Below are 26,651 nucleotides of genomic sequence, written 5' to 3'. Positions count from 1 at the left end.
TCGTTTAATGCTGCCGGCTATGATACCTCAGCAAGCGGGAATTACCAGCCGAACCATACAGCCTTCAGGCCAGCGTACTTTAGTGTGAGTTCAGCGAATAAAGGCTGGACAGTGTTTAAACTATTGTTAACAATGGCAACCAAATATATCGTTTTGTCGGAGCTACTATGACCAGCCTGATTATTCTGGCTATTCTCGTTGTACTGGTATTCTGGGTTATCAGTATCTTTAACCAGTTGGTTAAACTGAAAAACCGCTTTCAGAATGCCTTTGCCCAAATAGAAGTACAGCTGAAACGCCGTTACGATCTGATCCCGAACCTGGTAGAAACCGCCAAGGCCTATATGGCACATGAGCGGGATACGCTGGAAGCCGTGATCAGCGCACGTAATGCCGCGCTGGCTGGCCTGAAAGTGGCGGCGAATAACCCCGGCGATGCGGGTGCCATCAGCCAGCTGGCCGGAGCCGAAAGTGCATTGCAAAGTGCCATGAGCCGGATGAATGTGGTGATGGAAGCGTACCCTGACTTAAAAGCGAATCAGAACATGATGCAATTATCAGAAGAGCTTACCAGCACTGAAAACCGGGTTGCCTTTGCGCGTCAGGCGTTTAATGATGCGGTAACTGACTACAACAGCTATAAGCAGAGTTTCCCGCCGGTGATTTTCGCTGCCAGTTTTGGCCACGCTGCAGATGCCAAACTGCTGGAGTTTTCCGACAGTGCGGCCATTCAGGCGGCACCCAAAGTCAGTTTCTGATTAACACCAGATGAGCAGTAACTTCTTCTCGCAGCAGGATTTGGCCCGGCGCAACACCCGTATTCTGGTGCTGCTGTTTTCTCTGGCTGTGTTGTTACTTTTGCTGCTGACCAACATCATTGCGTTAATCAGCCTGGGTTTTGTTGACCCGCAGCAGTTATCCGGCCCCTGGCATTGGCAAGCCCTGCCCTGGGATCTGGTTGTTGCGGTCAGCGCAGTCGTCCTCAGTGCGGTGGGTATCGCTGTGCTGATAAAATGGCTGCAGTTACGCGCTGGCGGTAAAGTAGTAGCAGAGTCTCTTGGTGGTATAAGACTGTCTCCCGACAGTCAGGATCCCCTGCAGCGGCGGCTGCTAAACGTTGTTGAAGAAATGGCCCTGGCTGCCAATACCCCTGTGCCGCCGGTTTATCTGCTGCCGGAAACCGGTATCAACGCTTTCGCAGCAGGCTACAGCCCATCAGATGCGGTAATAGGCGTTACTCAAGGCTGTATTGAGCAGCTAAACCGCGATGAATTACAAGGTGTGGTCGCACATGAATTCAGCCATATCCTAAACGGTGACATGCGGATGAATATCCGCCTGATTGCGATACTCAACGGCATCCTGTTTCTTGGCCATATTGGCTATTACATGCTGCGCGGCAGCCGCGGTGCCAGTGCCGCGCGAGTTAGCTCAAGCCGCTCAGGTAATAATAAAAACGGTGCTGGTGGTATTTTATTACTGGCACTGGGCTTGGTTATTATTGGTTATCTGGGCTCGTTTTTTGGTAATTTAATTAAAGCCGCCGTCAGCCGCCAACGCGAATTTCTGGCCGATGCCAGTGCCGTGCAATTTACCCGTAACCCGCGCGGTATTGCCGGTGCACTAAAGATCATAGGCAGTCATAATCAGCGCAGTAAAATTGGCAACAGCAATGCTGATGAAAACAGTCACTTGTTTTTTGCTGAAGCCATTAGCCGCTGGGCAGCTATTTTTGCCACGCACCCGCCTTTAGCCACCCGAATTAAGCGGCTTGAGCCAAACTGGAACGGTAAATTCCCTACCCCACGTAGTGCTCAGTCAGTGGCAGACAATGTGGTACAGCCTGATAACACCCCTAAAACCGCCAGCACCACTGAACGCTTGCAACAGGCGTTGCCGTTGTTACTGCTACACAGCAGCCGCCAGAGTGAACCGGCTATCGCGCTGATTTGCTGCCTGTTATTGCGCCAACAAGATGATACCCGCAGCCGTCAACTGCAACTGATTAAAGAAATGGGCTCAGCAGCGCTGTTGCAGCAGGTTGATCAGCTATGTGACAGTGTCGACAACCTTAATGCTCTGCAGCAAGTGCAGTTACTACAACGGGTAATGCCGGCACTAAAAACCCTGTCGGAGCAGCGTTTTGTCCAGTTTCAGCAGCTCATTCATGCTCTGCGTGATGCCACTGCCTCGCCGGGCCCGACGCAATGGCTTTGCTGCCAGTTTGTTGAACACAACGTAGCGGTGCATTATCAGGCAAACCGGATCACCCACCGCCATTCCACCCAAGGCCTGGCGCAGCAGGCAACGGCTGTAAGCGCCCTGCTGGCATTAGTGAGCAGTGCCGCCGGCGACGACAACGCACAGCAACAAGCCTGGAATGCAGCCTTGCAACAGCTACCTTTTGCCGCAGCTACCGAGCGCCCTGATGTTGACTTCACCGTGCTAACGCAACATTTACCCCGGCTATTGGCACTGGCACCGTTACAAAAGCAACAATTGTGGCAAGCAATTGATGCCTGTGTGCGGGCAGATAATCTGCTGCAAATTCCCGAACAGGCACTGCTGCTCGCTCTGGCGCTGTTATTGGAAATTCCCTATCAGCCTGAGATATAACCGGTAATATTGTTTACCTGACAATAATCTGCAGAAGCTGCCCTTTGGCGCTTTAGCATCGGTGGAATTTCAGGTAGAATTAGCGCCCATTTTTTCAGCAGGAAAACGTCATGACTGATAATCGCTTGTTTCTGATGTACGATACATCGTTTGACGAAATGGATGCTGAAGGCAGCCCGGGTTTTGGTTATGTGCTGGTATTTAACAGTGAGGATGCCGAACAGTTTCAGGCGGGTGAGAACCCGACCTGCCCCGCAGTGTCAATGCTGTTCACCGACCATGCAGATGGCAGTATCAGTGGCGACTTGCTGGGTTGGGCACACCTGGACGCCGACATTTTCCAGCAGTTCCCGCTTGGGCATTTTCTGTCACTGATGGAGCAGGCGGCACAGGTTGCTATTAATGCTTACCGTCAGGTCAGCCAGGTGCCGGACCGTCTGATAGCGCAACATCTGGACGATGAAGAGTTAATCCAGTTTGATGTGCAATTCAATGATTTACAGCTGAATGAACAGCAAAACGAGCAACAGCTTGCGCAGCAATTAATGTCTGGCCGGCCCTATCTGGATTCATAACCGGCGCTTGGCTGGCCATTTTATTCAGTAAAACTGTTTTACATTTCACGCTGGCGCCCTTTACTATTAGCGGGCAGTTGTGCAGTTTATTCCGGAGATAGCCTTATGGCGCAGGCCATTGACATGTCAGCAATAGAACAGGCGCTTAATGGCTTTACCATTCCGCCACAGCCGGAAATTCTGCAGCACATCCAACAGCAGCTTGACGCCCCTCAGCCCAATATTAAGCGCATTGCGGCCCTGATTAATCTCGATATCGGCATTGCCGGTTTTACCTTAAAAGTGGTGAATTCTGCGTTTTTTGGCCTGCGGCAAAAAATTACGTCGGTTGAGCATGCTTGTAAGTTTCTTGGTGTGAACCGGGTACTGAAACTGGTGCGCAGTGTTTTGCTGCGCTTCACACTGGCCGAAGGCCGTGACGATAAGTTCAGTTTAAAGCTGTGGTCGAGCGCGCTGCAAACGGCCAATATTGCGATGACACTGGCAAAGCACTTTAACTTTGCGCAGGCGATACAGGATGACTGTTACAGTCTGGGCCTGTTTCATAACGCCGGTATCGCGCTGATACACCAACAGGCGCCGAACTACGAGCAGATCATGCAACAGGGCTTACTGGCACAGTATGGTTACAGCGAAATTGAAGAGCAGCATTTTCAAACCTGTCATGAAGTGCTCGGCTACCTGATTGCAGAGTCCTGGGGCCTGACCCCGGAATTATGTAATGTCATTGCATACCACCATAGCCCGGCCTTAATGCTGGAGTCTGACAGCGATGCAGAAAAACAGCTGTTTGCGCTGCTGAAACTGGCCGAGCATTTCAGCGGCGAAAGCCGTCAGCTGTTTGAGCTGAGCCTGGATCCGGAATGGGAGCAACATAAAAGCGCCATTCTGGAAGTGCTGGACATTGAGCCTTTGCAGCTGCCAGAACTGGCCGAGCTGTTACACCGCCAACAAATCAGTACCATTTACTCTGTCTGAGCATGGCACACCAAAAGCTACATTTGCCGGAAAAACGCTGTCCGGTATGTGGCCTGATGTTTAGCTGGCGTAAAAAATGGCAACGCAACTGGCACAGCGTGCTGTACTGCTCTGAGCGCTGCCGCCGCAATAAAAACGCTGAGTAACTCCCGGATGAAAATTATTCTGGCACCGATGGAAGGTGTCGTCGATCACTTGATGCGCGATATGTTAACCCGGATTGGCGGTTACGATTTATGTATTACCGAATTTGTCCGGGTGGTGGATCAAAAACTTCCAGCACGGGTGTTTACCCGCATTTGCCCGGAATTATTAAACGCAGGCAAGACAGCTTCGGGTACCCCGGTACGGGTACAGCTACTCGGGCAGGAACCGCACTGGCTGGCTGAAAATGCTGTACGCGCGGTTGAGCTGGGCTCGCCGGGCGTCGACTTAAACTTTGGCTGTCCGGCCAAGGCAGTCAATAAAAGCCGCGGTGGCGCAGTATTACTAAAAGAAACCGAGCAGCTATACCGTATCGTTAAAGCCGTGCGTGACGCTGTGCCTGCCGAAGTAGCAGTAAGTGCTAAAATCCGTCTCGGTTACGACGACACCAGCCTGACTCTCGACAATGCCGCCGCCATTGCCGCAGCCGGTGCCAGTATGCTCACCGTGCATGCCAGAACCAAAAGCGACGGCTACCGCCCGCCTGCTTACTGGCCCTGGATAGCCAAAATTAAGCAACAGGTTAAAATCCCGCTGATTGCCAACGGTGAAATCTGGACCGCCGCCGATGCGTTACTTTGCCAGCAACAGTCAGATTGTACTGATATTATGCTGGGCCGGGGTGCGCTGGCGATGCCCAATCTGGCCCAAACGATACGTGATGGCAGTGCAGTAATGCCCTGGGCACAGGTGCTTGAACTGCTGATGCAGTATTCAGAGTTTGAGATAACTGGCGACAAAGGCCAGTACTATGCGAACCGCATTAAACAATGGTTTAGCTACCTGAAGCTGCAGTACCCGCAAGCGGCAGAGCTATTCCAGCAACTGCGTATACTGCGTAAAAGCCCGGAAATACTGCAGACATTGCAGCTTGCGCTGGATAACAGCCAGCTACAGGCTTAATCCAACATTCTCCTGTTCAAAAAAAACTGATGCAGACTGGCCTGCTTGCTGCAAATCAAGCATTGCAGGCTAAGCCTGACGCGATACACCGACTCTACAACCCACTTTATGCCAGCTATGGAAATAACCGGCAAAAATGCCAGACATCACCGGCACTAATCCAATAAGTTGAAAAATAAAGACTATACTCCTCAAACAGTTATAAAAAGGAGTAAAGGACATGCCGATAAAGGTTGCTGTGCTGATGGAGCGCCGGCCAAATGAAAAACGGGTCGCCATGGTGCCTGCCGTGGCGGACAAGCTGGCTAAGCTGGGTTGTAATATCAGCATGCTAAGCGGCGCCGGGCTTGGCAGTAAACTACCTGATAACGCTTACACAGGTGTCGAAATTGCCGGCACCGAGCAACATTTGCTGGCCGATGCCGACATCGTATTGTCGGTGCAGCCACCTGCCGCTGACGATATCCGGCTGATGCGCAAAGGCAGCATACTGCTGAGTTTTATTTATCCGCATAAAGAACCTGAACTTACCCGGCTGCTGCGTGATCAGCAAATTACCTGCTTTGCAATGGAACAGGTGCCCCGCATCAGCCGCGCCCAGGCGATGGACGCCTTATCATCCCAGGCGGCTCTGGCCGGCTACTATGCTGCACTGTTAGGTGCCACGAAACTGTCGCGTATTTTACCGATGATGACAACCGCTGTTGGATCTATCCGGCCAGCGCGTTGTCTGGTAATGGGCCTCGGTGTTGCTGGCTTGCAGGCACTGGCTACCGCAAGGCGGCTGGGAGCCATTACCGAAGGCTATGATGTGCGGCCTGAAACCAAAGAGCAGGCAGAATCCTTAGGCGCAAAGTTTGTCGACACCGGCGTGGATGCCCGGGGCGAAGGCGGCTACGCCCGCGAACTGACACCAGATGAAAAAGACAAAATTGCCGCTGTGGTAACCAAACATATTCAGCAGGCCGATATTGTTATTACTACTGCAGCCATTCCCGGGCGCCCATCGCCAAAACTGATCAGTAAGGCGCAGGTCGATGGTATGAAACTTGGTGCTGTAATTATCGATTTAGCTGCAGAAGGCGGTGGTAATTGCGAATACAGCGTACCGGGCGAAACCACCAGCCAGGGTCAAATCACTATTGCTGCACCATTAAATGTGCCGTCCATGCTGGCAGAGCATGCCTCTGAGCTGTACGCGAAAAACTTGCTGAATTTACTACAGCTGTTTGTCAGTGACGGCGAAATCAAGCCTGACTGGGACGACGAAGTGCTGGCTAAAACGGTGCTGACCCATAACGGCGAAATTAAACCCGCGGCAGTGAAAACGGCGCTGGAACAACAATAATATTGCTACCGATTTGAGGGATAGTCATGGATTACACCACTACTGTACTGACCGGCTTTGTCGCGCTGTATATTTTTATGCTGGCCGCCTTTACCGGTTTTGAAATCATTGGCCGGGTACCGGCTATTTTGCACACTCCGCTAATGTCAGGCTCCAACTTTATTCACGGCATTGTTGTGGTAGGTGCGCTTTGGGCATTGCTCAATGCCGCATCGCTGCCGGAGCAAATTATCGGCTTTATTGGCGTACTGCTCGGTGCTGGCAACGCTGCCGGCGGCTATGTTGTTACCGAGCGGATGCTACAGATGTTTAAACCCTCAAACAAAAGCAATAAGGAGTAACGGATGAACGCTGCTCTGCTGATAGACGCCAGCTACTTTATTGCTGCCTTTTTGTTTATATATGGCTTAAAACGGATGTCGTCACCGCTCACCGCCCGCTCCGGTATCGTCGTTGCCGGTGCCGGTATGGTACTGGCGGTATTGGCCAGTTTTTTATATACGCTTGATGTTAGCCCGGCGGCCAAACCACAGCTAACCACCAACCTGGTGTTGGCGGTCATTGCATTAGCACTGGGCCTTGGCTGGGCCTGGCGCAGTGGCAAAAAAGTGGCGATGACCGAAATGCCACAGATGGTGGCGCTGTACAACGGCATGGGCGGTGGTGCTGCGGCCGCTATTGCCGCCATCGAGCTGATTGGCTACAAGACGCATGGCAGCGTGTCGCTTACCTTAGCGGTGTTGGGCGGTGTGATAGGTGCCGTGTCGTTGTCAGGCTCACTGATTGCCTGGGCGAAACTGGATGGCCGCATCAACTCAACATTGCGCTTCTCAGGCCTGCAGGCCGTCAATGGCAGCCTGTTACTGTTACTGCTGGCGCTGGGTGCTTATATTGTCTGGCATAGCGGTGCTGTCGCCTGGCCGGTGTTTGCCGTATTTTTCGCGCTGGCATTGCTGTACGGCGTGATGATGACGATGCCGATTGGCGGCGCCGATATGCCGGTCGTGATCTCATTGTATAACGCCTTTACCGGCCTGGCAGTTGGCTTTGAAGGTTATGTACTGAATAACCCGGCGCTGATGATAGCCGGTATGGTGGTTGGCTCGGCCGGTTCTTTGCTGACCTTACTGATGGCCAAAGCGATGAACCGCTCTGTGGCTAATGTGTTGTTTTCCAACTTTGGTGCCGCCAGCGATGATGCCCAGGGCGAGATCAGCGGCAGCCAAAAGCCGATCGATGCCTCGGACGCTGGTATTAATATACACTATGCCGGCAAAGTGATCATCGCACCGGGTTATGGCCTGGCGGTAGCGCAGGCCCAGCATAAGTTATACGAGCTGGTAAAACTGCTGCAGGACGCCGGAGTTGAGGTGAAATTTGCTATTCACCCGGTTGCCGGGCGGATGCCGGGCCACATGAACGTACTGTTAGCCGAAGCCGGTGTGCCATATGACATTATTTATGACATGGAAGACATTAACGGCGAGTTTAAAGAAGCCGATGTCGCTATCGTGATTGGTGCCAACGACACGGTCAACCCGGCAGCCCGCACCAACAAAAGCTCGCCAATTTATGGCATGCCGGTGCTGAATGTCGACCAGGCCAAACAGGTATATGTGGTAAAACGTGGCCAGGGTAAAGGTTACTCGGGTGTCGAAAATGCGCTGTTTTATGCCGACAACACCCAGATGGTGTATGGCGATGCGCAAAAGGTGATGGTGTCGATGATCCAGGCCATCAAATCACTTGGCGGCGGGCACTAAGCCCGCCTGCTTATTAACTTTATTGCGGCTTAGCGGCCGCCGGCAAGATAGTGAGCCTTGTCTGACGATAAGGCTGCTTTCACCTGCTGCGTTAGCTCATCAGCCAGTATTTCCAGCTGGCTTGCCGCCAGGCCTGCATAGGCACGGGCAACAATATCGGCTGGTTTGGTTTTGGGGGCATCAATAGCGGTGGTTAAGTCAGTATCAACAAAACCCATATGTAACGCGCTTACCAAAGTATTCTGTGCAGCAAGCTCCTGGCGTAAACCATTAGTCAGCGCCCAGGCGGCAGATTTACTGGCGGCATAAGTGGCCAGCGCCGGGCCATTCAAAAAGCTGGCAACCGATAACACATTCAGTACAGCACCGCCACCATTCGCAGCAAGCACCGGTGCTAATGCCTTGGTCAAGCGTAAAGGGCCGAAGAAATTGGTTTCAAAATGCTCATAAGCATTTTGCTCACTGCCGTCGTCCATAAAACCACCAAAACGGGCGATACCGGCATTATTAATCAGCAAAGTCACATCCGGGCACAACGCCGGTATTGCTGCCACCTGTTTCGGATCGGTAACATCCAGTCTGACCTTTACCACACCTTCAAGCGTAATAGTGTCAGGGTTACGCGCGGCAGCGTACACTTTACGTGCGCCACCTGCCAACGCTGCCTTGGCGAATTCTAAACCTATACCGCGGTTCGCACCGGTAACAAACACAACTGCATCAGTTAATAACATTATCGTATCTCCACAAAATATGATAGTCATCATATTTATTGTTAATAAAAAAGCCGGGGCCGGCCCATTGTTTACGTCATTCTGTTGTTGAAGCTTTACTGCTTAACGTGATCAAACTGCTGCAGCAATGATGCGCGGCTCTGTGCCAGCATACTGCGCCCTTCTGCCGTATCGCCATAAGCGCGCGCCAGCTGCAGGCTGCCCACCAAGGTTGCCATTACTACATTTGCCTGCTCTGCTTTGATATCAGCAGGTAGCGCGCGCGAAATCGCATCGCGCAAGCTTTGCATCTGCCGCACTGCCACTGCTCTGACTTCATCTGGCTGGCGGCAAATCTCTGACCCCAGAGCAGCGATCGGGCAGCCTTGCTCAGCATCTGCCAGATGCTCATCGCTGAGGTATTGTTCTACCAGAGCACGGAACGGTGTTTTACCCTGCGTTACGGCCTGCTGTAATTTCGGCGCTATGCTTTCAGCGCTGCGTTTAGCTGCTCTGTCCATCGCTTCTGCCAGCATGGCATTGCGCGAGGCGAAATGCGCATAAAAGCCGCCATGGGTCAGCCCGGCTTCTTTCATCAGATCGGCCACGCTGATGCCGGCATAACCACCGCGGCGGATTGCCTTGGCTGCCGTGTCCAAAATCAAATCATGTGTGCGGGCTTTTTTATCACCTGTGGTTACGCTTTTCATTGCCATTACCATAAAATATTATGGTCATCATATTTTCACATGTTCAAATTTTAGTCAAGCGACTTTTTCATTAATTGCTCATTGCAAAGTTGTGCCAGCGTAAGTAGTGCCCGATCCAACCTGGCATCCTGCTGTACCGCACAGTTAAGCCGGATAAAATGACTAAAACCGGCTTTACCGGCTGCCGGAGTCGGCGCAAAAATCGCTCCGGGTGCAATACTGATATGCTGCGCCATGGCCTGCTGAGCCAGCAGGTAACCGTCGATAGCAGGCGGCAGTTCGAGCCACAGCACAAAGCCGCCCTGGGGCTGACTGACCCGGGTACCATCAGGAAATATCCGTCCAATCTGGTTACTGATGCGGGCTACCGCCAGCTGGTATTGCTCTCTGACCTGGCGCAAGTGCCGCTCATACTGACCACTTTTAAGTAACAGGCTAACGGCTAACTGTGGCAGCGCTGCAGTACTGATATTGCTGATAAACTTCAGGTATTCCAGTTTAGCGGTATGCTTAGGTGCGATCACCCAGCCCAGCCGTAAATCCGGCGAGATGGTTTTAGAAAAGGTGCCGCAGTAAAAAATATCCGCTTGTGGTGCCAGTGCGAAGCAACTGGCTGGCCTTGGCACAGTAAACCCCAGGTCGCCATAGGTATCATCTTCAATCAGCGGCACGCCTTTGGCACTTAATGCCGCCACAATGCGCTGTTTATCTTTGTTGGGTATCAGGCTACCAAGCGGGTTGCTGAAATTGCTAATCAACACACAGGCTTTTACCGGCCAGCGTTGCAGCGCCTGCTCCAGCGCCTCTGGCACAACACCGGTTTGCGGATCTGTCGGCAGTGTCAGCGCCTGCAAACCGGCTGCCTCCAACGCCTGCAGCAAACCATAAAAAGCCGGTGATTCAATGGCGACGATATCACCGGGCGCTGTTACTGCTTTTAAACTCAGCATCAGCGCTTCCTGACAACCGTTGGTGATAATAATGTCTTGTGGCGATACCAGAGCGCCCTGCAGCGCCATGCGCTTGGCAATTTCCGTGCGTAGCTCTAAGGCGCCGCGGCTGGCTTCATATTGCATCAGCCGCGCCGGTTGCATTTTTATCACCTGCTGCATGGCTTTTTGCAGCGCATGCTGGGGTAAAAACTGCGCAGCAGGCACGGCAGCGCCAAGGCGAATGTAGCCCGGATCTGCGGCCGCTTTTGACAGTGACAATGCCATGTGCTGGCCAGACACCTGCTCCGGCGTCAGGCTTTTCGGGGCGCTATCTTTACTTAATGGCGGGGGCTGAAACCGGCTTTTAACAAAATAGCCGCTACGGTGGCTGGCCTGCACGTAGCCATCAGCTTCCAGCTGGCGGTAACCGGCAACCACGGTAGAAATACTGAGCGAGCTTACCTTTGCCAGTTCACGCACACCAGGCAGGCGTTCACCACAGACGTAATGGCCCTGCTCTATCTGCTGTTGCAGCTCAGAAGCCAGTTTTTGGTAACGAAAGCTCACTATTAGCCTCCTGTGTTACAGCGCAGTTAGGGCTTGCCACAATGGCGGCAACACCGACAATGCCAGTAGCGCCCCCATAACCCGGTTGAACAGCTGGCGGTGTTCTGGTGCTGTCAGCAACCGCTTTAACGCAGCACCAAACAATAACCAGCTGCCGGTACAAGGCAGACCAACCAGCAAAAACACCAGCGCAATTAATGCCAGTTGTTGCCAGTACACGCCCTGTAAACTGGTAAAAGCCGCAATAGCACCGGTAATCATGACCCAGGCTTTGGCATTAACCCACTGAAACGCCAGCGCCTGAACAAAACTGAGTGGTTTACTGCTGCCGGTTTCAATTTGCTGCGGTCTGGCCGTGGCAATTTTCCAGGCCAGATACAACAGATATACAGAACCGAGCAATTTAATCAGCGTATGCAACATGGGTTGTTGCTGCAGGATCAAACCGGCACCGGCCCCCACCGCCAGTAACATCAGTAAAAAACCAAGCTGGATACCCGCCATATGCGGCAAGCTTTTTTGCACACCATAATTCACACCGGATGACATTATCATAATGTTATTCGGCCCCGGTGTAATACTGGTGGCAAAGGCAAAAAACACTAAAGTCCAGAACAGCTCCATCTCATCTACTCCGTATCAGCTAAAGATCAGAGCAGACAATAACGCGCACCATGTTATAGAAATATACACAGTCAGGCACAAAAAAAGCAGTACAGATTTGAAAAGTTAGCCAGTGAAGCAGTACAACCGCACCGCCATTGTAATTATTCTGTTATCTGGTAAACAATTAATTACATAAAATAGTCAATTACTGCCTCATAGTAAGCCAAGTTGTTGTCGCTTAATCAATAAATGGCATCTTTTTTATCCATTTGGAATGGTCATTATGAATTATTACTACATAAATCATCTTCCCGCTGCGGGTTCTGGCGCTGTCAGGCAGATAAGTAACGCTGTAGTGCTATTGCTGGCATTAGCGATATCAGGCTGCGGTGGTAGCGCAGATTCACCTGACAATGCTCAGGGCAGCACTCCCCCGGTTGTTTCACTGCCGGATACCGCCGTGCCACCGGTTACGGAACCCGCACCGGCGCCAGAGTTGCCCGAGCCAGAGCTTGAAACCGCACCGGCTCCCGCCGTCGCGCCGTTGCCAACAACCAAGGGCCCGCGGGTTCCGGCACCACCGCCAGAGTTAATGCTGCAAACACCATTCAACCGGGCAAGCCTCGCGGTGCCAATCAGCAATATCACAGCCAGCTCATCGGGTGATGAAAACGCCGGCAACACCGCAGACAAAGCACTGGATGGCAACCTGAACACCCGCTGGGAAAGCGCCTGGAGCAACACTGACAAAGCCTCTGCAGACGCCGCCTGGCTGCAGTTTGATTTCGGCAGCAAAACCGCCATCGGTTATATGAAACTGCAATGGGAAAATGCCTACGCCGACGAGTATGCACTGTATGTGTCTGATGATGCACAAAGCTGGTATCAGCTAAGATATGTTGCAGCGGCTAAAGGTGGCACAGAAGAGTTTTTCAACCTTAATGTTGATGCACGCTACCTGCGCCTGCAGGGAATCCGCCGCCATACTCAGTATGGTTACTCACTGTTTGAAGTTGAGTTTAAAACTCCCGGCAGCGATACCGTTATGCCGGCGCACACTACATCTTATATTCCATACCCGTTAAGTGGTAATGGCCGTGTGCCGCTGCCAACCCCGGCAGAGCCGCTGGAAAGCATCAGCTTTACGCTGGCCGACGGCACCCTGGTGACCCGCTTTGGTATGGTAGGTCGCTCCCGTCATGCCCGCGAGCGCGGCGAAGACTGGAATGAAATAGGCTTTGGCCCCAACGACACAGTGGATGCACAGGGCAACCCGGCGGATAAAGGCCCGGGCGCGCATTTAAACTTTGTCGCCAACTACTTTAAAAACCGCACCTGGGGTGTCGAATTTATTGATAACAGCAATGTTGCCGGTGTCAGCGCACCGCGCATTATTGTGAACCAGTATTTTCAGCAAGCGCAAAAAGGTGGCGGCCATGCATTTGTCCGCCGCTTTGATGACCCGGGGGTTACCGGCTTTGGCTGGATGAGCCCGGGCGACCTGCTGGACGACTCAACTTATCTCAGTGACGGCGCTCCCTGCCCGGTGATAAACAAACCCGCTAATGGCGTGCTGCTACGTCCCGACAGCGGTTTTAATGGTGTAATCGGTGCTAATGATGGTTGTAGCGTGGTTTTTGACACCTACCCGGGGCACAGAGCACTTACCGCTAATACCGACGGTGTATTGGTACCCGGTAACAGCAGTATCGCAGCCCGGCCGCTGAAAAAAGGCGATATTATTGAGTTTACCAGCTCATTTTTCTCTACCCGTCAGGTGATGGATGCCATTGGTGACAATGGTGGTGTGCGCTATTACACCAACGAGCTAACCTATGTGATGGGCCAGGGCCTGCGCCCCTGGTACGGTGTGCAGCCCCGCCTGATGAATGCCCCGCTACCCGACAGCACCTTACAAGGTGGGCTGGGGTCAATCTCATATGATTACGCCGACAACCCTGGTTTTATGTTTCAGCAACCACATAACACCATCGGCATGCAGAATATTCAGCGCTTTATGGAAGGCCGGCGCTGGTTACACACCAATCTGTGGACCGGTGAACATAACGAGTCCGGTAATGATCGTAATGATGCTGGCCGCCATCTGCAGGGCGAACATTTTAACCAGTCATCCTGCTTTAACTGCCATATCGGTAATGGCCGCAGTGTGGCGCCAACCACATTAAACCAGCGGCTTGATACAATGGCGGTGCGGGTAGGTGAAACCGGCACCGACAGTAACGGTAACGCACTGCCGCACCCGGTTTACGGCCAGGCATTGCAAATGAACGCCCGTTCAACCAGCACTGGCGCGCGGCAAAACTGGGGCAACGGTGCCTGGGTGTCAGGCTTTGACAGCCACGATGTCACGCTGGCCGATGGCACTGTGGTAGAACTGCGTAAACCGCAGATTGCCTTTGACGGCCCCGTGCCTGGCGCCTACTCCGTGCGCTCGGCACAGCCGCTGATCGGTATGGGCTTACTGGAGGCAATTGACGATGACACTATCTTATCCTGGGTGCGCGACATTCCCGACGCCGATGGCGTAGTAGGCTCAGCCAACTACGTTTACGACCCCGAAACCGGTGACGTGCGCCTGGGCCGTTACGGCTGGAAGGCCGGCAAAGCCAGCCTGCGCCATCAGGTCGCTAATGCCGCCTTGCTGGATATGTCTGTCACCTCATCAGTGTACCCTACCCGTTTATGCCTGTTCGGGCCTGAGCACTGCGATGCCAGCAATGCCGAACCCGGCCTGCCGGATGAAGCACTGCAACTGATGACACAGTACCTGCAATTGCTGGGTGTACCGGCGCAGCGCAGCGTGCAAAGCGGCTTTCCTAACGGTGTATCGCCACTACCCTACCTGGATGTAGCACCGGATAAAATTGCACGGGGCGAGCAGGTATTTAAAACGATACGCTGTAATGCCTGTCATATCAGCGACGTACAAACCAGCAACCGCTCTGAGTTTGCTGAAGTACGTAACCAGCGCATTAAGCCCTATACTGATTTACTGCTGCACGATATGGGCGAAGGCCTGGCCGATAACTTTGCCGAAGGCCTGGCAACCGGCAGTATGTGGCGCACACCGCCGCTGTGGGGGCTGGGCTATACCGAGTACGTTGCTGATGGTGTGCCGGTAGGTTACTTACATGATGGCCGCGCCCGTACTGTTACCGAAGCCATTTTGTGGCACGGCGGTGAAGCCGAAATAATCAAAAACCGTTTTGTGAACCTGCCAAGCGACGAGCGCGAAGCCCTGCTGGCATTTTTACAGTCTTTGTAACGCCAAAAGCCCGGTGTAATGCACCGGGCTTTTTTTCAGACAATCAATGACTGTTAGCCTGCAACGTTTTGCTCTGCGGTAACAGCCGCAGGCCCTTGTTGCCGACCACGCCTGAACCACAATACCATTACCAGCCCCACTGCAGCGGTAGCAGCACCGGCCAGTGGCACGGCATTTAAGCCAAAACCAGCACTGATCATCAGCGCCCCCAGCATAGCGCCTAACGCATTACCCAGATTAAAGGCACCGATATTCATCGCAGATGCGAGGCTGGGCGCTTCTGCTGCCTCCTGCACAACCATGGCCTGCAGTGGTGGCACCAGTGCAAAACTGGCAATACCCCAGAGGAAAATCAGCGGCACTACCATGACCGGCAAAGCAACCGTGACAGCAAACACCACCAGCAGCAGCATAACCGCAACTAACGATGCAATAAGGGTTAAATCCATTGAGCGATCGGCAAAGCGGCCGCCAAGAATATTACCCACTGCCAGGCCAATACCGTACAACACCAGCATAGAGGTAACAAACACAGTAGAAGCCTGGGTTTCCTGCTGCAAAATAGGCACTATATAAGTAAACACGGTGAACATTGCACTGGAGCTGACCACGGTTAACAGCAGCGCCACCAGCACCGGCTTTTTGCCCAACACCCGCAGTTCATTACGCACATTGGCTTTTTGTTTATTCGCCATAGGCGGTAACGACAGCCGCAGCGCCAGCATGGTAATAAGGCCGATAACCGCCATACCATAAAACGCCGGGCGCCAGCCAATCAGTTCACCAATATAAGATGCCAGCGGCACGCCCCCTATGGTGGCAAGGGTCAGGCCGGAAAACATCGCGGCCACAGCACCAGCCCGCTTCTCCGGCGGTACCACATTCATCGCAACAATGGCGCCGACACCAAAAAAAGCGCCATGGTTAAATGATGTGATAATGCGCCCCAGCAACAACACGTTGTAGCTGTCGGCCACGGCCGAAATCAGGTTACCGGCAGTAAATATCGCCATCGATAACAGCAGCAAATTACGCCGCGCCATATTGGCAAATACCAGCGTCATCAAAGGTGCACCCAGCAATACACCAAAGGCATAGGCGCTTATCAGCATACCGGCTGTTGGAATAGATACGCCAAGATCAGTGGCAATCACCGGCAGCATACCCATAGGGGAAAACTCTGTCACGCCGATGCCAAAGGCACCCAGCGCCAGCGCTAATAAAGGAATATTGATTTTCATACTGTGTCTCGTGATTTAAATCTCGCCAATTTGTGATGCTGCAGAATATACTCACGTTACAAACCAAGAAAAAGTAGCATGCGATACATTCAGCTTTGCGCCTGCGTCACAAATAACCAGAGCGAAAATCAACAGATCACCAACAGGCAGACCACAGATGAGCTTAACGAAAACCGACAGAGCGGCAGAGATGGAAACCTTTTTATCGGTTGCCTGCACCGGCAGTTTAAGTGCGGCAGCACGTGAACTGGAACTTACCCCCTCTGCTGTCAGCCGCATTATGACCCGGCTGGAAAAACGCCTTGGCGTGCGCCTTATTGTGCGCAGCACCCGTAGCCTGCGGTTAACCAGCGAAGGTGAGTCTTACGCGTTAGCCGCGCGGCGTATTTTAAAAGACTTAGACGATACCGAGCTGACCATCGCCAACCGCGGTAGCCCCAGTGGCAATATCAAGGTCACCACCGCTACTGCGCATAGCCGGCTGACAATAGTGCCGCTGTTAAAAGAGTTTTTGCAGCGCTACCCCGACATTACGCTGGAAATTGATGTGTCAGACCAGATCCGCGATGTTGCCTCAGGCCAGGTTGACGTGGCAATCCGCTTTGGCCAGCTACCAGACAGCGGCTTGCATGCCCGCCGGTTAGGTGAAACCGGCCGCGTGGTACTGGCCTCACCCGAATATCTGGCTAAAGCCGGCGTGCCACAAACGCCAGCCGACTTAGCCCGGCACAACTGCCTCGATTTTAACTTTCGCCGGCTCGAGCCTGGCTGGCCCTTTCGCCAGAACGGCGAAGATTTTATGATGGCAGTTAGCGGTAACGTTATTGCTAACAATGGCGAAACCCTGGTCGAGCTAGCGCAGCAAGGCATTGGTATTACCCGCGTTGGCCGCTTTCATGTGCAACAGGCACTGGCCAGCGGCCAACTGGTTGCGCTGCTTGAAGACTACAACCCGCAAGACAGAGAAGCGATACATGCGGTGTTTATCGGCGGCAAAAATATACCCGCCCGTATCCGCGTGTTTGTTGATTATCTGGTCGAAAAAATGACTGCGGCTGACAACTCAGCAGCTTAATAAAGGGCGCTGCCACTGCAATAAAAGCATCTAATAACAAAACACTGTTTGACAACACCCAGCCAGGTTGTAAAAATGCGCAAGTTGTAAATTTGTTGTTTATAAAAAGTGCTTTTCATAAACAAGGTGGCAGGATGCAAGACCAGCAATATGATGGCGTAGTTCTGGAAGATAAATGGGGCAAAAGTTATCTGTGCAGCAGTTGCCTGCTGGCCTACGCTGATTTAGGCGAAGACAGCCTTGGCGACGTAAAAGATACCGAGTTTGGCCGTTATTTTCTGCATGACTTAGAACCCAGTTGGGATCAGCGTAATATCTGGGCCCAGCTATACCAGCACGCCCGCCCTTGGGCTACCGATTTATCTAAACTAAATAAGTTTCAGCTACGTGACGCCCTGCTGCAAATGTTCGCCCGCGACGAAATGCGCATTTGGCAGTTAACCGACGGCTGGGGTAAAGCCCCTGAAGGCAACGGCATCGGTGACGGCGGCTTAGCACCAGCAGGCAGCGGCAGCGCAAGCCCGGCACCAGCGGCTAAGGCCAGCAAACCAAAAGGTGGTGGAGCAACAGCAGAACAGCCAGTTGCCGCTAAAACAGCGGTGCATGAGGCGAAGCCCGCTCTTAAACCAACTAATGATGCATTAGAGCAGCTAGCTGCCGAACTTGTAGTTATTGGCAAAGACATTAGGACTAACGGTTACACCCCAAAAACTGATGCAGAAATTCAGCAAGCCATAGCAAGTGGAGATATCGGTGATCAACGCTATCTAGTGAGTGTGCAAAAAAGAAAATCTATAGATGAGTCTGTTGGGTATCGCCGTCCGGATACAGGGCGCACCACGATGTGGGTCAGTACTTTCGACATGATGAAAGATAAGGACTTATCTGCACCGCTGCTTATGGCAGCATTAGGATCAGATTATGAACCCAATGCAGAGTATGATTTGTATATTCTCGATCAGGGTTCAAATCACAATATAGATGGAGCTTTATGCTTTGTTCCAACTTTTGAAAATATGCAAAAGTATGGGCCCGAAGAATTACATAAAGACGATCCTACCGATCTTGCTCGTGACAAAGAGCTATTGAAATCTGTTATGACGGACGAACAGCAAAAAGAATATGCAAAAAATATCGCGCTGTTTAGAAGTCAGGCCGAAGATAATGATTGGAAAGAATTTAATGATGATGATATCAATGATTTCCTTAGTCAAAATAACTTCTCCAAAGAAGAAAGAGCTACTTTTCGCTCCAGACATTTATACAGAACGCAAATTGGAAATAACGCCTATTTTACCGGTAATGGCGCGACAGAATTCAATTTGAATAAAGCTAACGCCAGGGCAATAGAAGCTGACGGTATAAAGCTCAACAAAAAGCCTGGCGAACTCGGCACTCCCGAATTGCTAACAATACAAAAGAACCCGCCAACTATTGCAACGCTTGAAAAGCAAGGGCGCGTAAAAGTTATACCGATTATAAAAGGCGGCTGACAATGCTGAATAAATTTAAACATCTGGGGCTAATCGACTACTCCAATATCCCCCAATACTATGTATACATTGGTAGATTACCAAATGCACTATCTACAGCAAAGAGAGAAATAGTGAATGACATCTTTGTAGCCAAAGACCTGTTCATCGTACGGAAAGAGGGCCGATTGGCCAATGGGAAAATAAACAGCGTAACTCAATATGAAATGCCCCTAGATGCTCTAGGATGGGTAGTAAACTGTATAGAAACCATGTTTGAACGTAAAGCATCGCAAGGCGGTTTGGCAAAGGACGTGCAACACCTTGATAAACAATTTTCAGATGAATATATCGAATTACGTTACGGTGTGTCAGTCGGCGGAGAGGGTGTTGGTGGCTATACACTGACAAACTTTAACCGTGATTGTTACATCCTTCCCGGAGAAGCTGCACAAACTTTTTCATTTGCACTAAGCATTTGGCAAGATTACGCGAGGGCAATGTTTAAAGATATCGTGAGTAGACAGAAAAAGGGCGAGTTCCAGTAATATTCAATTCTGGCGGGCAGCCCCGCCAGCATGGAATCACTTGATAAATAAACTTAGTACTTCATTGTTAATAGCAATTGCGCTGCACCACGAACTGCATTTGCAAAAGGGATTGAATCTAATACCGCCTCTGTAGTAGGGAAATAATGCCACAATCCATTCGCCAGTTCGTTTTCCAGCTGCCCAGCTCCCCACCCAAATGAGCCAATACCACATACCACCCGATCTTGCTTTTTGCTTTGCTCGAAAGCCGAATCTGAAAAATTCAATGCCAGATAATCATTAGAAACTTGTTTATCGTATTCGCCAGTTTTTCGGCTGAAGATCCAGGGTATGTCATTTGCCAAAGGTCCACCTGAAATAACTTTATTGGTTAGCAAGTTCTCAACGTTTAACAACTTTAGTACCGGTAAACTCTCTGCTATTTCATCTATTGGCTTGCTGAAGTTTTGATTAAGGCTGATACCTATTGCTCCGGCCTTAGTATGTTCAATTATGTAGATAGCCTTGCCAGCAATATTGGCAAACTTGGGAATATCAGAAAGTGCCGGATTTGCGATAATAAGTCCGTCCGTAAGAAATAAGCTCATTTTTCGTCCTTAAGGTTAGCTCGAAGATTTTGTGTTTAGCCCGCCGATATAGAGCAGCAGGACCCAAACAGCCTTAAAATATACATTAATTAAACATTTAATTAAACAATATCCGTTATTCCATATTGATGCTAAAACTACAAGAACGCATGTTTGTGTTATTTTTTTGAGAAGTTATGAACTATCAAGCACTGCAGCTCGCAGCAGAGCAAGTTATTACTGCAATCAATAAGATTGCTCCCGCAAGCATTTGTGTTGATATACTGGCGTCGATAAAACGGCAGATGGAGTTTATCTGTAAGCATGCAGCGGCAGGTAATAACCCATCCGTTGAACTGCCAGCTGGCGTTAAATTTACTTATGCAGTGCTGGCATCACGTGAGCTGACAAGCCCGGATGAGATGACATTGCAGGCTAAGATAAACGAAGTCACCAGGCTCTTGATTGAGGCTTAACTCTTAATGCTAACTTAGGGCTGTTAGAATGACTGCTTAGAGCAAATTGCGAACATTTCATTGGCTTCTAACTTAGCTGCATTCAATATGATAGCCAAGTTTATGGTTTACAGAGTATTTTACTTAAAGTTTAGCGCATTCGATCTACTGTCAATTATCTTAACTGTTCAACTTAATGATGGAATGGTAAACCATCCTGAGATATCTTCATCAAACTGCCGCGCAAACCATGTACGGCATTTGTATGGAGACATAACTGTGAAGTATCTCTTATTTACGGCCGCATTCTTCTTAGCTGGATGTGGCAATGTCGAATCACTCGACAATCTTGACCCTGAGCACTTCACGGCTATTACTCAAGACTTGAAGGGCGTTGCAAATTTTAGAAATCTTGATGAAATTGTCGAAAAGACTGCATATATTCAAACCATCCAAGCCAAGTATTGCGCTTACGCTCCTGAAAAACTTGTTAAAGCTAGCATCACAGAAGAGCTTCTGTCAGAAGATTCCGTTATATCCTCTCTTGCCACTAGAACTGTTAGACTACTTGACTCAACAAGTATTAACCCCAATTACAAACGGTTTCTTGTATTAAAATCAACAAACCCAAATCTTGTCGAAGCGTTTCTTTCCGAGATTAAAACAACCAATACTCACCGTGATGTCGAAAGGAAAACGAAAAAACTCATGATTGCTCTCCAGTCGGGATTTGATAAACAAACAGACATCAATCGGGCTGCTGCTATTACTGCGGGAGTGACCATGACCTGCGTTGCAGCTACCCTACCACTTTACTTAACAGGTCAGGACAAATCAGGTATTGCTGATGATATCGTTAAAGCTATCGCCCTAGAAATTTTTTCCGCCAACTTGTCTGGTTAGCTTATAGAAAGGTTACTCATAAAATGAGGGAAGAAAAGTTATATAAATCATCTAAGGAGTGCAGAGGTTGGAACAAAAAATATGAAAAACTCCTTCAAAAGGATAAGTGCTGACGCCCTGCCTGAGGAAATGAAAACTGCGCTGTCGGATAAGAAAGTGCTGAAATGCTTTTTTATACCAGGCTCTCAACACTATATAGCTTGGATAGTTAACGAATCCACGAAACGCCAGCAGGAACTAGAGTTTGATACTAAAACTATGCACTTTTTAAATCGCGCCAAGAGAGCGGAGTCTTTGGAAAAACCATTTTCCTTGGAGTTCAACGATTTAAACGTGAAAGTTAAAGTCTCATATGCGTTAGAACCTGAAACCGATGTACTTCATGAAGAGCTGACCGTTTATAGTTCTTTCACTGGGGAGCCTGTTGCCAATGAAAAATATGTTGTTTTCAATGCATTTAAAACAGATAGAAAAACAGAGATTGCCAATTTACTGGAAAAAGCAGCATTTCCAATGCAGTACAGTTCCTGGACAAAACAAGAAAAAATTAACTATTGGAGCGAGTATCTTTATCGTATCAGACGGCATGCCGGAGAAGATGGCGCATCTCTAGACAGTGTCTTTAATACAAAATTACTACAGCACATGACTGAGATTGATAGCAACATAATAGATTTATTGCCAGAGATCCTTTCAGAACTGGCAAGAATGGAAATGACAGCAGCAACTCCTATTTTTGCAGCATTCTGTGCAAGAACAAAGATTGAGCTGGCAGAGCTAGTATAAAAGAGAGTTTTGATGCTACAAGAAATTGCTATAGCTGATGCCTACGGTGCAGGGTTCGAATTTGCCGCACCAGAAATAATAGCCACACATAATAATCTTCACGACTATGTGCCACATCAATTGTACGGCATGCTCGGCAACTACACAGATGACACACAAATGAGTCTGGCACTGTCAGAACTACTAATCAGCAATTCTGATTGGACAGCACTGAATATAGCCAACCAATTCGTTAGATGCTTCAAGCGCGATCCTCGACAGGGATATTCGAAAGGTTTCTATTCCCTGTTAACACAAGTTGAAGATGGCCAGCAATTGCTAGATAGCATTCGTGCTATCAGTACCCGAAATGGTGCAGCCATGCGTTCCGTTCCTTTAGGAGTCTTAGCTGACAAGCATCAGCTTTTAGCTTATGCGAAGCAACAAGCCATTATTACGCACAATACGGCAATTGGCATTGCCAGTAGCAGAGCCGTAGCCTTATCAGCACATTTTGGCCTGTATCAGCTGGGCGACGTCTCACAGTTGCCAGCTTTTCTGCAAAGTGAAGAGGTTGGCGACTGGAATTACCACTGGCAGCATACTGTCACAGTCGAAGCTTTTGATACCGTAAGCGCCGCATTAAGTTGTTTGTTACGCCATGATAATCTGGCCGATTTGCTGCAAAGTTGTGTGGCCCTGTCGGGGGACACCGACAGTGTGGCAGCTATCGCTGTAGGGATTGCCAGCTGCTTTACCAGTTACAGTAAAAATCTGCCCGAACACCTGAAACAAACTCTGAATGAGCCGCAATACGGTCTGGCCTACCTGGCTGAACTGGATAAACAGCTTCTGGCAAAGGTCAGCAGTTTGGCCCCCACCTAGCTTTATGCGATAAATATCAAACTCTTACAATGTAAGATACGCTTTTGGAAAGGGTACAGAGATATTAGAACCTTCATTTAAAACAAGAGTAGAAACATATACATGGATCAGAAGCCGCTGGAACAGAAAATTAAGGACATTATCAGCATCTCATTATGGCAATTTGAAGGTTTGCCCGAGAGAATTACTAATGAATTTGACGTACTGCTGACAACTTATACCCGTGATGAGGTTATTTCGGCGATAGATAGCCTGATGCCTAAGTTACAAATTGAGGAAGCCAAAGCGCGGCAAGGCGCTGGTAATTCCGGTATAGCAGGCGAATATCATATGGCAATCGGCATGCAGCTTTACTACCTGCAACAGTGCTTAGATCTTATCCGCGAAAAGCAGTCTGCCACATAGCAAAACCTCAGAACACGGAACACGGAACACGGAACACAAACTATGCGGCAATTAACACCACGAGATAAAGCAGATATTGCCCGGTTTAAAGAGACAACGGGCACTGATATTGTCGAATTAGAACGTTACTTATCAGCAGAATGGCACTGGCATGAGCTCTGGGACTTTAACTTTGGGCGCATAAACCCCTTGCAGCTGCAATGTAAATGTAAATTTGAAGCCCTCAGGGCTTCAGGCAGACGCAAAGGGTATCCGCGCAGCATTGAGCAATTAACAAGCCTTGGTTGTACTTTCACGCTGATCGGGGTCAGGCAAAGCTGGTTTGAAGATGCTTATTACCAATGTTCATGTGGACAATACTGGAAAGAGGTGTTTGTTGAAGCGATGCAGTACATGGGGAACCATGCCTATCCGATAGAGGCGGCTGCCATAGATAAAGCGAAGCTGCTGCACAAAAAATAGAAATGAGCACTCAAATAATCAAACACAAATATTTATCAGGTCACTTTCTAGTACGAGACAATATTAATGGTTCCGTGTCTGAGGTGAATGCATTACCACCTGGTCAGCAGCCAAGAAAGAAAGCCTCATATATTAAACATGAAGGCAAATTTATTGGTGTCTATGCCTCGGGAAAAGGCCCTGTCATGTTTATTAACGAAACTGTTCTGCCATTTGTTAATCAGTCATGGACTGTAACACTAGCCAAGCTTAACGGCAGTAACAAATTTATCGTACAACAAGATGGTAAGGAACTTCTCAAAGCTGATTATCAACCACCTGCACCGGACGACCTCTATCCATGGTCAGATGCCGAATCGGTAGACTTGTTCAGTTGGATTGCAGCCAAACGGAATGATAGTGAAATATTTCAAATGTGGACAACAACATAATTAAGTTCAGCGCCACCAACTTATCTGTAAAAGGCAATTCAGATTGTGTTGCAGGCCATCAGATTGCACTTTATGTACAGGATGGTCAGCTCATGCTGCAAATTGACAGTCAAATCTGGCCATTATCGGCAACGCATTTAAAGCTAAACTTTTACCATGATGTGAGAAAGCGGCAAACCCATTTTGCCATAACATCGCAGGCTGGTGATTTTGCTATCGATTATCCGGCATGGTGGGCTGAGATCCCTGATTTTGTGCCGGTAGAGCCAGAGATGGATAAAGATGAAGACTATCTGGCTTACGTTTATGAAGTTTGGAAGACGCCCTGCATTCAGCAGGCATTACTGGAAAGGTGGACGGCCTAAACAAACTGGGTTTCTCTATGGTAATGCTTTTGGCAAAGCCCTTGAAAGGCTAAGAAATGTTATTACACACAAGTAACTTACCGTCAGATTACAAAGAAATCGCTGAATTGAACTACATACTTTATGAGCAGCAAAGACTCTTCATTGTTGGCTCCGAAAATAGCGTTGTTTTTATTATAAAGACGCCTTCGCCTTATCCTAATTATGAACATGAGCCAGGGCTCCTGGTTTTTCAAACAGAATTCCCAAAAGCCGCCGCAGCCTGGATAGTGAATACTATTGAAAACAGGCTTTGGCGTTCAGCTGCCGAAGGCGGCGAGCCTTCTGGTAAAAACTCGGTAACAGAGGTCGTCGCAGACGAGAAACTTACCTTGCGTCGCACCATGGCATTAGGCGATGCCCGCGAGAAGGGCTTTGTACTGATTAACGCCAGTCGTAAAAGTGTAAATTTTGACGAGGATTATCAAGAAATCGAGTTTTCAGACCGTTTGCTCACTGAAGGCGGCTTGCTCGATGTTCTGCGCAAATTGCAATGAATTTACTTAATGCAAAGTTAAGTCCTTGATTAGCCACCTTGTCGCCGCGCCCACCACAAGTAAGACGGTTTGCACCTGTTTTGAGCCTGAAACTAGCCGGCTTTAAACTCATTGAGCATGAGACAAGAGAGCCTCAATGTTTGTTTGTCGCAGGCTATCGCCTGGCAACCATGATGACAGATGAAGCTGCCTGCCTTGCTGATGGACAACAGCCTGGCCGCTGACGCGGCCAGAAGAGTAGTTTTACCTATTAAGATCATATCTGTTACATGCTTACTTGCTGGAACCAGCTTTTTCTCCGGTTAAGAAAGCTATGGTACCAGTCACACCGGCAGTAATAATTGGAGCAATTATTACCCAGAAATCCTTTGCATGTTCTGGGGTATTTATAAAAACAACACCGCCAAAGATAGACAATATTGCGCATGTAATTCCGACCAACCAAAGCACACCAACCTTAACTTTTACGTCACCTGCAGCTCGTATTTGTGCAGGCGTTTTGGGCTTGGAGGCTTCAGCTAAAGCCTTTTGCTGCCAAGCCTGCAATTCATTTGGTTGTGTTGAAGAGCTTGCAGAAATTGTTGTTTGACTAGTTGATGACCCCCCCATTATTTCACCATACCTTTTACTTTGTCAGGAGAAAATAATGGCATTTGCTTTTCAATCAACTGAAGCATAGCTTCAGATTTTATTAACTCTTGGGTCGGAATATTATTGACGTCAAGCTCTATGAATATACCCTTTTCAGCTTGGCCGTTAGTCTCTGCCAATGCAGTGTTAATAGAAGTAATATTGTTAAGATTATATCCGTGACTAGAAGTAATTTTATTGAATCGTAGATTGATTTCTTCAGCCGAATTAAGATCGATCTTCAAATATTTTTTTGTCATTGAAGTAGTAGCTGACTTGTCCGGTATAAAGAAATTACCAATGAGGCCAAAACGAATAATTTTGGATTGCTCAAATATACTTCCGATAAAGAGCTTTACTTTGGCCAAGAAATCCTTGGTTAAGTCGAGCCAAACTGTTTCATCGCGAAAGTCGCCATTCAGTATGAAATCCACCCTAGAGCATGCAATATTGCATTTGTATTTTCCATTTTCAGAACGCATTTGAACTCGCGGAATTTCCGCTGGCGCATCTGCAGGAATCGGTAAGATCTGTGGCATCGCATCAAACAAGTTACCCATAGATGAATTTACTAACCCCATGAGGTGATCGGGCCTAGAAATCGGGTTTTGAAAGAATAAAGCCAATTGCAACTTAACTATTTTTTCCATGATTTATCCCTAAATGCTCCAAACTCTATTAGGCATGCCATGCTCAGCTTGGGGGTGG

The 26,651-nt window shown here is 49.4% G+C and carries 30 protein-coding genes; 22 read left to right on the top strand and 8 right to left on the bottom strand.

Annotated elements, in window-relative coordinates; all coding sequences use genetic code 11:
- Positions 1 to 167 precede the first annotated feature (167 nt).
- The 9 genes from AC5SV9_RS14350 (at position 168) to AC5SV9_RS14310 (ending at position 8,387) form a co-directional block, all read left to right on the top strand.
- Positions 168 to 758, top strand: coding sequence for a LemA family protein (locus AC5SV9_RS14350; protein ID WP_134052091.1), 591 nt, complete (start codon positions 168 to 170; stop codon positions 756 to 758).
- 10 nt (positions 759 to 768) lie between these two features.
- The gene (locus AC5SV9_RS14345) at positions 769 to 2,616 is read left to right on the top strand and encodes a M48 family metallopeptidase (protein ID WP_475151213.1); all 1,848 of its coding nucleotides are present in this window, start codon (positions 769 to 771) and stop codon (positions 2,614 to 2,616) included.
- 110 nt (positions 2,617 to 2,726) lie between these two features.
- On the top strand, positions 2,727 to 3,191 hold the full coding sequence (locus AC5SV9_RS14340) for a hypothetical protein (RefSeq protein WP_475151216.1): 465 nt from the start codon (positions 2,727 to 2,729) through the stop codon (positions 3,189 to 3,191).
- A gap of 105 nt (positions 3,192 to 3,296) precedes the next feature.
- Complete coding sequence (locus tag AC5SV9_RS14335) at positions 3,297 to 4,169, top strand: HDOD domain-containing protein (protein ID WP_475151218.1); 873 nt, start codon at positions 3,297 to 3,299, stop codon at positions 4,167 to 4,169.
- A gap of 2 nt (positions 4,170 to 4,171) precedes the next feature.
- The gene (locus AC5SV9_RS14330; protein WP_134052099.1) at positions 4,172 to 4,315 is read left to right on the top strand and encodes a DUF2256 domain-containing protein; all 144 of its coding nucleotides are present in this window, start codon (positions 4,172 to 4,174) and stop codon (positions 4,313 to 4,315) included.
- 7 nt (positions 4,316 to 4,322) lie between these two features.
- Entirely contained in the window at positions 4,323 to 5,276 is a 954-nt protein-coding gene (dusC, locus tag AC5SV9_RS14325) for a tRNA dihydrouridine(16) synthase DusC (protein WP_475151222.1), read from the top strand.
- A gap of 220 nt (positions 5,277 to 5,496) precedes the next feature.
- Positions 5,497 to 6,624, top strand: coding sequence for an NAD(P) transhydrogenase subunit alpha (locus tag AC5SV9_RS14320; protein WP_475151224.1), 1,128 nt, complete (start codon positions 5,497 to 5,499; stop codon positions 6,622 to 6,624).
- Positions 6,625 to 6,650: 26 nt separating this feature from the next.
- Positions 6,651 to 6,965, top strand: coding sequence for an NAD(P) transhydrogenase subunit alpha part 2 (locus AC5SV9_RS14315; RefSeq protein WP_475151225.1), 315 nt, complete (start codon positions 6,651 to 6,653; stop codon positions 6,963 to 6,965).
- Positions 6,966 to 6,968: 3 nt separating this feature from the next.
- Positions 6,969 to 8,387 carry an NAD(P)(+) transhydrogenase (Re/Si-specific) subunit beta gene (locus tag AC5SV9_RS14310; RefSeq protein WP_475151228.1) on the top strand — a complete coding sequence of 473 codons (1,419 nt, stop codon included), beginning with the start codon at positions 6,969 to 6,971 and terminating at the stop codon, positions 8,385 to 8,387.
- A 29-nt stretch (positions 8,388 to 8,416) separates the two neighbouring features.
- Here AC5SV9_RS14310 and AC5SV9_RS14305 read toward each other — a convergent pair whose 3' ends face one another.
- The 4 genes from AC5SV9_RS14305 to AC5SV9_RS14290 form a co-directional block, all read right to left on the bottom strand.
- Complete coding sequence (locus AC5SV9_RS14305) at positions 8,417 to 9,121, bottom strand: SDR family oxidoreductase (RefSeq protein ID WP_475151230.1); 705 nt, start codon at positions 9,119 to 9,121, stop codon at positions 8,417 to 8,419.
- Between the two features lie 95 nt (positions 9,122 to 9,216).
- Positions 9,217 to 9,810 carry a TetR/AcrR family transcriptional regulator gene (locus AC5SV9_RS14300; protein ID WP_475151232.1) on the bottom strand — a complete coding sequence of 198 codons (594 nt, stop codon included), beginning with the start codon at positions 9,808 to 9,810 and terminating at the stop codon, positions 9,217 to 9,219.
- A gap of 50 nt (positions 9,811 to 9,860) precedes the next feature.
- Positions 9,861 to 11,309 carry an aminotransferase-like domain-containing protein gene (locus AC5SV9_RS14295; RefSeq protein WP_475151235.1) on the bottom strand — a complete coding sequence of 483 codons (1,449 nt, stop codon included), beginning with the start codon at positions 11,307 to 11,309 and terminating at the stop codon, positions 9,861 to 9,863.
- 15 nt (positions 11,310 to 11,324) lie between these two features.
- On the bottom strand, positions 11,325 to 11,933 hold the full coding sequence (locus AC5SV9_RS14290; RefSeq protein WP_475151237.1) for a LysE family translocator: 609 nt from the start codon (positions 11,931 to 11,933) through the stop codon (positions 11,325 to 11,327).
- 265 nt (positions 11,934 to 12,198) lie between these two features.
- Between AC5SV9_RS14290 and AC5SV9_RS14285 the strand changes: the two genes are divergently transcribed.
- Positions 12,199 to 15,201, top strand: coding sequence for a di-heme oxidoredictase family protein (locus AC5SV9_RS14285; RefSeq protein ID WP_475151240.1), 3,003 nt, complete (start codon positions 12,199 to 12,201; stop codon positions 15,199 to 15,201).
- Positions 15,202 to 15,254: 53 nt separating this feature from the next.
- On the opposite strand, the gene AC5SV9_RS14280 is transcribed toward AC5SV9_RS14285, so the two are convergent.
- Entirely contained in the window at positions 15,255 to 16,442 is a 1,188-nt protein-coding gene (locus AC5SV9_RS14280) for an MFS transporter (protein WP_475151242.1), read from the bottom strand.
- A 157-nt stretch (positions 16,443 to 16,599) separates the two neighbouring features.
- Between AC5SV9_RS14280 and AC5SV9_RS14275 the strand changes: the two genes are divergently transcribed.
- From AC5SV9_RS14275 to AC5SV9_RS14265, 3 genes are all read left to right on the top strand, one after another.
- Complete coding sequence (locus AC5SV9_RS14275; RefSeq protein WP_475151243.1) at positions 16,600 to 17,517, top strand: LysR family transcriptional regulator; 918 nt, start codon at positions 16,600 to 16,602, stop codon at positions 17,515 to 17,517.
- 134 nt (positions 17,518 to 17,651) lie between these two features.
- Positions 17,652 to 19,010, top strand: coding sequence for a hypothetical protein (locus tag AC5SV9_RS14270; RefSeq protein ID WP_475151246.1), 1,359 nt, complete (start codon positions 17,652 to 17,654; stop codon positions 19,008 to 19,010).
- A gap of 2 nt (positions 19,011 to 19,012) precedes the next feature.
- Positions 19,013 to 19,537, top strand: a complete 525-nt coding sequence (locus AC5SV9_RS14265; RefSeq protein ID WP_475151247.1) for a hypothetical protein — start codon at positions 19,013 to 19,015, stop codon at positions 19,535 to 19,537.
- Between the two features lie 53 nt (positions 19,538 to 19,590).
- Here AC5SV9_RS14265 and AC5SV9_RS14260 read toward each other — a convergent pair whose 3' ends face one another.
- Entirely contained in the window at positions 19,591 to 20,127 is a 537-nt protein-coding gene (locus tag AC5SV9_RS14260) for a YqgE/AlgH family protein (RefSeq protein ID WP_475151250.1), read from the bottom strand.
- Positions 20,128 to 20,303: 176 nt separating this feature from the next.
- Here AC5SV9_RS14260 and AC5SV9_RS14255 point away from each other — a divergent pair, with 176 nt between their 5' ends.
- From AC5SV9_RS14255 to AC5SV9_RS14215, 9 genes are all read left to right on the top strand, one after another.
- Positions 20,304 to 20,582, top strand: coding sequence for a hypothetical protein (locus AC5SV9_RS14255; protein ID WP_475151252.1), 279 nt, complete (start codon positions 20,304 to 20,306; stop codon positions 20,580 to 20,582).
- Between the two features lie 258 nt (positions 20,583 to 20,840).
- A complete protein-coding gene (locus AC5SV9_RS14250) occupies positions 20,841 to 21,464 on the top strand; it encodes a hypothetical protein (RefSeq protein ID WP_475151254.1) in 624 nt (207 codons plus the stop codon).
- Positions 21,465 to 21,545: 81 nt separating this feature from the next.
- Complete coding sequence (locus AC5SV9_RS14245; protein WP_475151256.1) at positions 21,546 to 22,250, top strand: hypothetical protein; 705 nt, start codon at positions 21,546 to 21,548, stop codon at positions 22,248 to 22,250.
- A 12-nt stretch (positions 22,251 to 22,262) separates the two neighbouring features.
- Positions 22,263 to 23,114 carry an ADP-ribosylglycohydrolase family protein gene (locus AC5SV9_RS14240; RefSeq protein ID WP_475151258.1) on the top strand — a complete coding sequence of 284 codons (852 nt, stop codon included), beginning with the start codon at positions 22,263 to 22,265 and terminating at the stop codon, positions 23,112 to 23,114.
- A 102-nt stretch (positions 23,115 to 23,216) separates the two neighbouring features.
- The gene (locus AC5SV9_RS14235) at positions 23,217 to 23,519 is read left to right on the top strand and encodes a hypothetical protein (protein ID WP_475151260.1); all 303 of its coding nucleotides are present in this window, start codon (positions 23,217 to 23,219) and stop codon (positions 23,517 to 23,519) included.
- Positions 23,520 to 23,561: 42 nt separating this feature from the next.
- Positions 23,562 to 23,981 (top strand): hypothetical protein, encoded by a 420-nt coding sequence (locus tag AC5SV9_RS14230; protein ID WP_475151262.1) that lies wholly within the window; start codon positions 23,562 to 23,564, stop codon positions 23,979 to 23,981.
- 2 nt (positions 23,982 to 23,983) lie between these two features.
- Positions 23,984 to 24,412, top strand: coding sequence for a hypothetical protein (locus AC5SV9_RS14225; protein ID WP_475151265.1), 429 nt, complete (start codon positions 23,984 to 23,986; stop codon positions 24,410 to 24,412).
- The gene (locus AC5SV9_RS14220) at positions 24,397 to 24,777 is read left to right on the top strand and encodes a hypothetical protein (protein ID WP_475151267.1); all 381 of its coding nucleotides are present in this window, start codon (positions 24,397 to 24,399) and stop codon (positions 24,775 to 24,777) included. The genes AC5SV9_RS14225 and AC5SV9_RS14220 overlap by 16 nt, the downstream gene beginning before the upstream one ends.
- A 56-nt stretch (positions 24,778 to 24,833) precedes the next feature.
- Positions 24,834 to 25,313 carry a hypothetical protein gene (locus AC5SV9_RS14215; RefSeq protein ID WP_475151269.1) on the top strand — a complete coding sequence of 160 codons (480 nt, stop codon included), beginning with the start codon at positions 24,834 to 24,836 and terminating at the stop codon, positions 25,311 to 25,313.
- Between the two features lie 273 nt (positions 25,314 to 25,586).
- On the opposite strand, the gene AC5SV9_RS14210 is transcribed toward AC5SV9_RS14215, so the two are convergent.
- Entirely contained in the window at positions 25,587 to 25,922 is a 336-nt protein-coding gene (locus tag AC5SV9_RS14210) for a hypothetical protein (RefSeq protein ID WP_417704007.1), read from the bottom strand.
- Positions 25,922 to 26,593, bottom strand: a complete 672-nt coding sequence (locus tag AC5SV9_RS14205) for a hypothetical protein (protein ID WP_417704005.1) — start codon at positions 26,591 to 26,593, stop codon at positions 25,922 to 25,924. The genes AC5SV9_RS14210 and AC5SV9_RS14205 overlap by 1 nt, the downstream gene beginning before the upstream one ends.
- Between the last annotated feature and the right edge of the window lie 58 nt (positions 26,594 to 26,651).

The organism is Rheinheimera sp. ATLC3, assembly GCF_059429535.1.
Note: the sequence above shows the minus strand (reverse complement) of the source record. Positions and strands in the feature narration are given on the sequence as shown.

Bases quoted from the DNA above. Each gene is read 5' to 3' on its own strand.
- AC5SV9_RS14350 (WP_134052091.1), top strand. From the start codon at position 168: ATGACCAGCCTGATTATTCTGGCTATTCTCGTTGTACTGGTATTCTGG.
- AC5SV9_RS14345 (WP_475151213.1), top strand. From the start codon at position 769: ATGAGCAGTAACTTCTTCTCGCAGCAGGATTTGGCCCGGCGCAACACC.
- AC5SV9_RS14340 (WP_475151216.1), top strand. From the start codon at position 2,727: ATGACTGATAATCGCTTGTTTCTGATGTACGATACATCGTTTGACGAA.
- AC5SV9_RS14335 (WP_475151218.1), top strand. From the start codon at position 3,297: ATGGCGCAGGCCATTGACATGTCAGCAATAGAACAGGCGCTTAATGGC.
- AC5SV9_RS14330 (WP_134052099.1), top strand. From the start codon at position 4,172: ATGGCACACCAAAAGCTACATTTGCCGGAAAAACGCTGTCCGGTATGT.
- dusC (WP_475151222.1), top strand. From the start codon at position 4,323: ATGAAAATTATTCTGGCACCGATGGAAGGTGTCGTCGATCACTTGATG.
- AC5SV9_RS14320 (WP_475151224.1), top strand. From the start codon at position 5,497: ATGCCGATAAAGGTTGCTGTGCTGATGGAGCGCCGGCCAAATGAAAAA.
- AC5SV9_RS14315 (WP_475151225.1), top strand. From the start codon at position 6,651: ATGGATTACACCACTACTGTACTGACCGGCTTTGTCGCGCTGTATATT.
- AC5SV9_RS14310 (WP_475151228.1), top strand. From the start codon at position 6,969: ATGAACGCTGCTCTGCTGATAGACGCCAGCTACTTTATTGCTGCCTTT.
- AC5SV9_RS14305 (WP_475151230.1), bottom strand. From the start codon at position 9,121: ATGTTATTAACTGATGCAGTTGTGTTTGTTACCGGTGCGAACCGCGGT.
- AC5SV9_RS14300 (WP_475151232.1), bottom strand. From the start codon at position 9,810: ATGAAAAGCGTAACCACAGGTGATAAAAAAGCCCGCACACATGATTTG.
- AC5SV9_RS14290 (WP_475151237.1), bottom strand. From the start codon at position 11,933: ATGGAGCTGTTCTGGACTTTAGTGTTTTTTGCCTTTGCCACCAGTATT.
- AC5SV9_RS14285 (WP_475151240.1), top strand. From the start codon at position 12,199: ATGAATTATTACTACATAAATCATCTTCCCGCTGCGGGTTCTGGCGCT.
- AC5SV9_RS14280 (WP_475151242.1), bottom strand. From the start codon at position 16,442: ATGAAAATCAATATTCCTTTATTAGCGCTGGCGCTGGGTGCCTTTGGC.
- AC5SV9_RS14275 (WP_475151243.1), top strand. From the start codon at position 16,600: ATGAGCTTAACGAAAACCGACAGAGCGGCAGAGATGGAAACCTTTTTA.
- AC5SV9_RS14270 (WP_475151246.1), top strand. From the start codon at position 17,652: ATGCAAGACCAGCAATATGATGGCGTAGTTCTGGAAGATAAATGGGGC.
- AC5SV9_RS14265 (WP_475151247.1), top strand. From the start codon at position 19,013: ATGCTGAATAAATTTAAACATCTGGGGCTAATCGACTACTCCAATATC.
- AC5SV9_RS14260 (WP_475151250.1), bottom strand. From the start codon at position 20,127: ATGAGCTTATTTCTTACGGACGGACTTATTATCGCAAATCCGGCACTT.
- AC5SV9_RS14255 (WP_475151252.1), top strand. From the start codon at position 20,304: ATGAACTATCAAGCACTGCAGCTCGCAGCAGAGCAAGTTATTACTGCA.
- AC5SV9_RS14245 (WP_475151256.1), top strand. From the start codon at position 21,546: ATGAAAAACTCCTTCAAAAGGATAAGTGCTGACGCCCTGCCTGAGGAA.
- AC5SV9_RS14240 (WP_475151258.1), top strand. From the start codon at position 22,263: ATGCTACAAGAAATTGCTATAGCTGATGCCTACGGTGCAGGGTTCGAA.
- AC5SV9_RS14235 (WP_475151260.1), top strand. From the start codon at position 23,217: ATGGATCAGAAGCCGCTGGAACAGAAAATTAAGGACATTATCAGCATC.
- AC5SV9_RS14230 (WP_475151262.1), top strand. From the start codon at position 23,562: ATGCGGCAATTAACACCACGAGATAAAGCAGATATTGCCCGGTTTAAA.
- AC5SV9_RS14225 (WP_475151265.1), top strand. From the start codon at position 23,984: ATGAGCACTCAAATAATCAAACACAAATATTTATCAGGTCACTTTCTA.
- AC5SV9_RS14215 (WP_475151269.1), top strand. From the start codon at position 24,834: ATGTTATTACACACAAGTAACTTACCGTCAGATTACAAAGAAATCGCT.
- AC5SV9_RS14210 (WP_417704007.1), bottom strand. From the start codon at position 25,922: ATGGGGGGGTCATCAACTAGTCAAACAACAATTTCTGCAAGCTCTTCA.
- AC5SV9_RS14205 (WP_417704005.1), bottom strand. From the start codon at position 26,593: ATGGAAAAAATAGTTAAGTTGCAATTGGCTTTATTCTTTCAAAACCCG.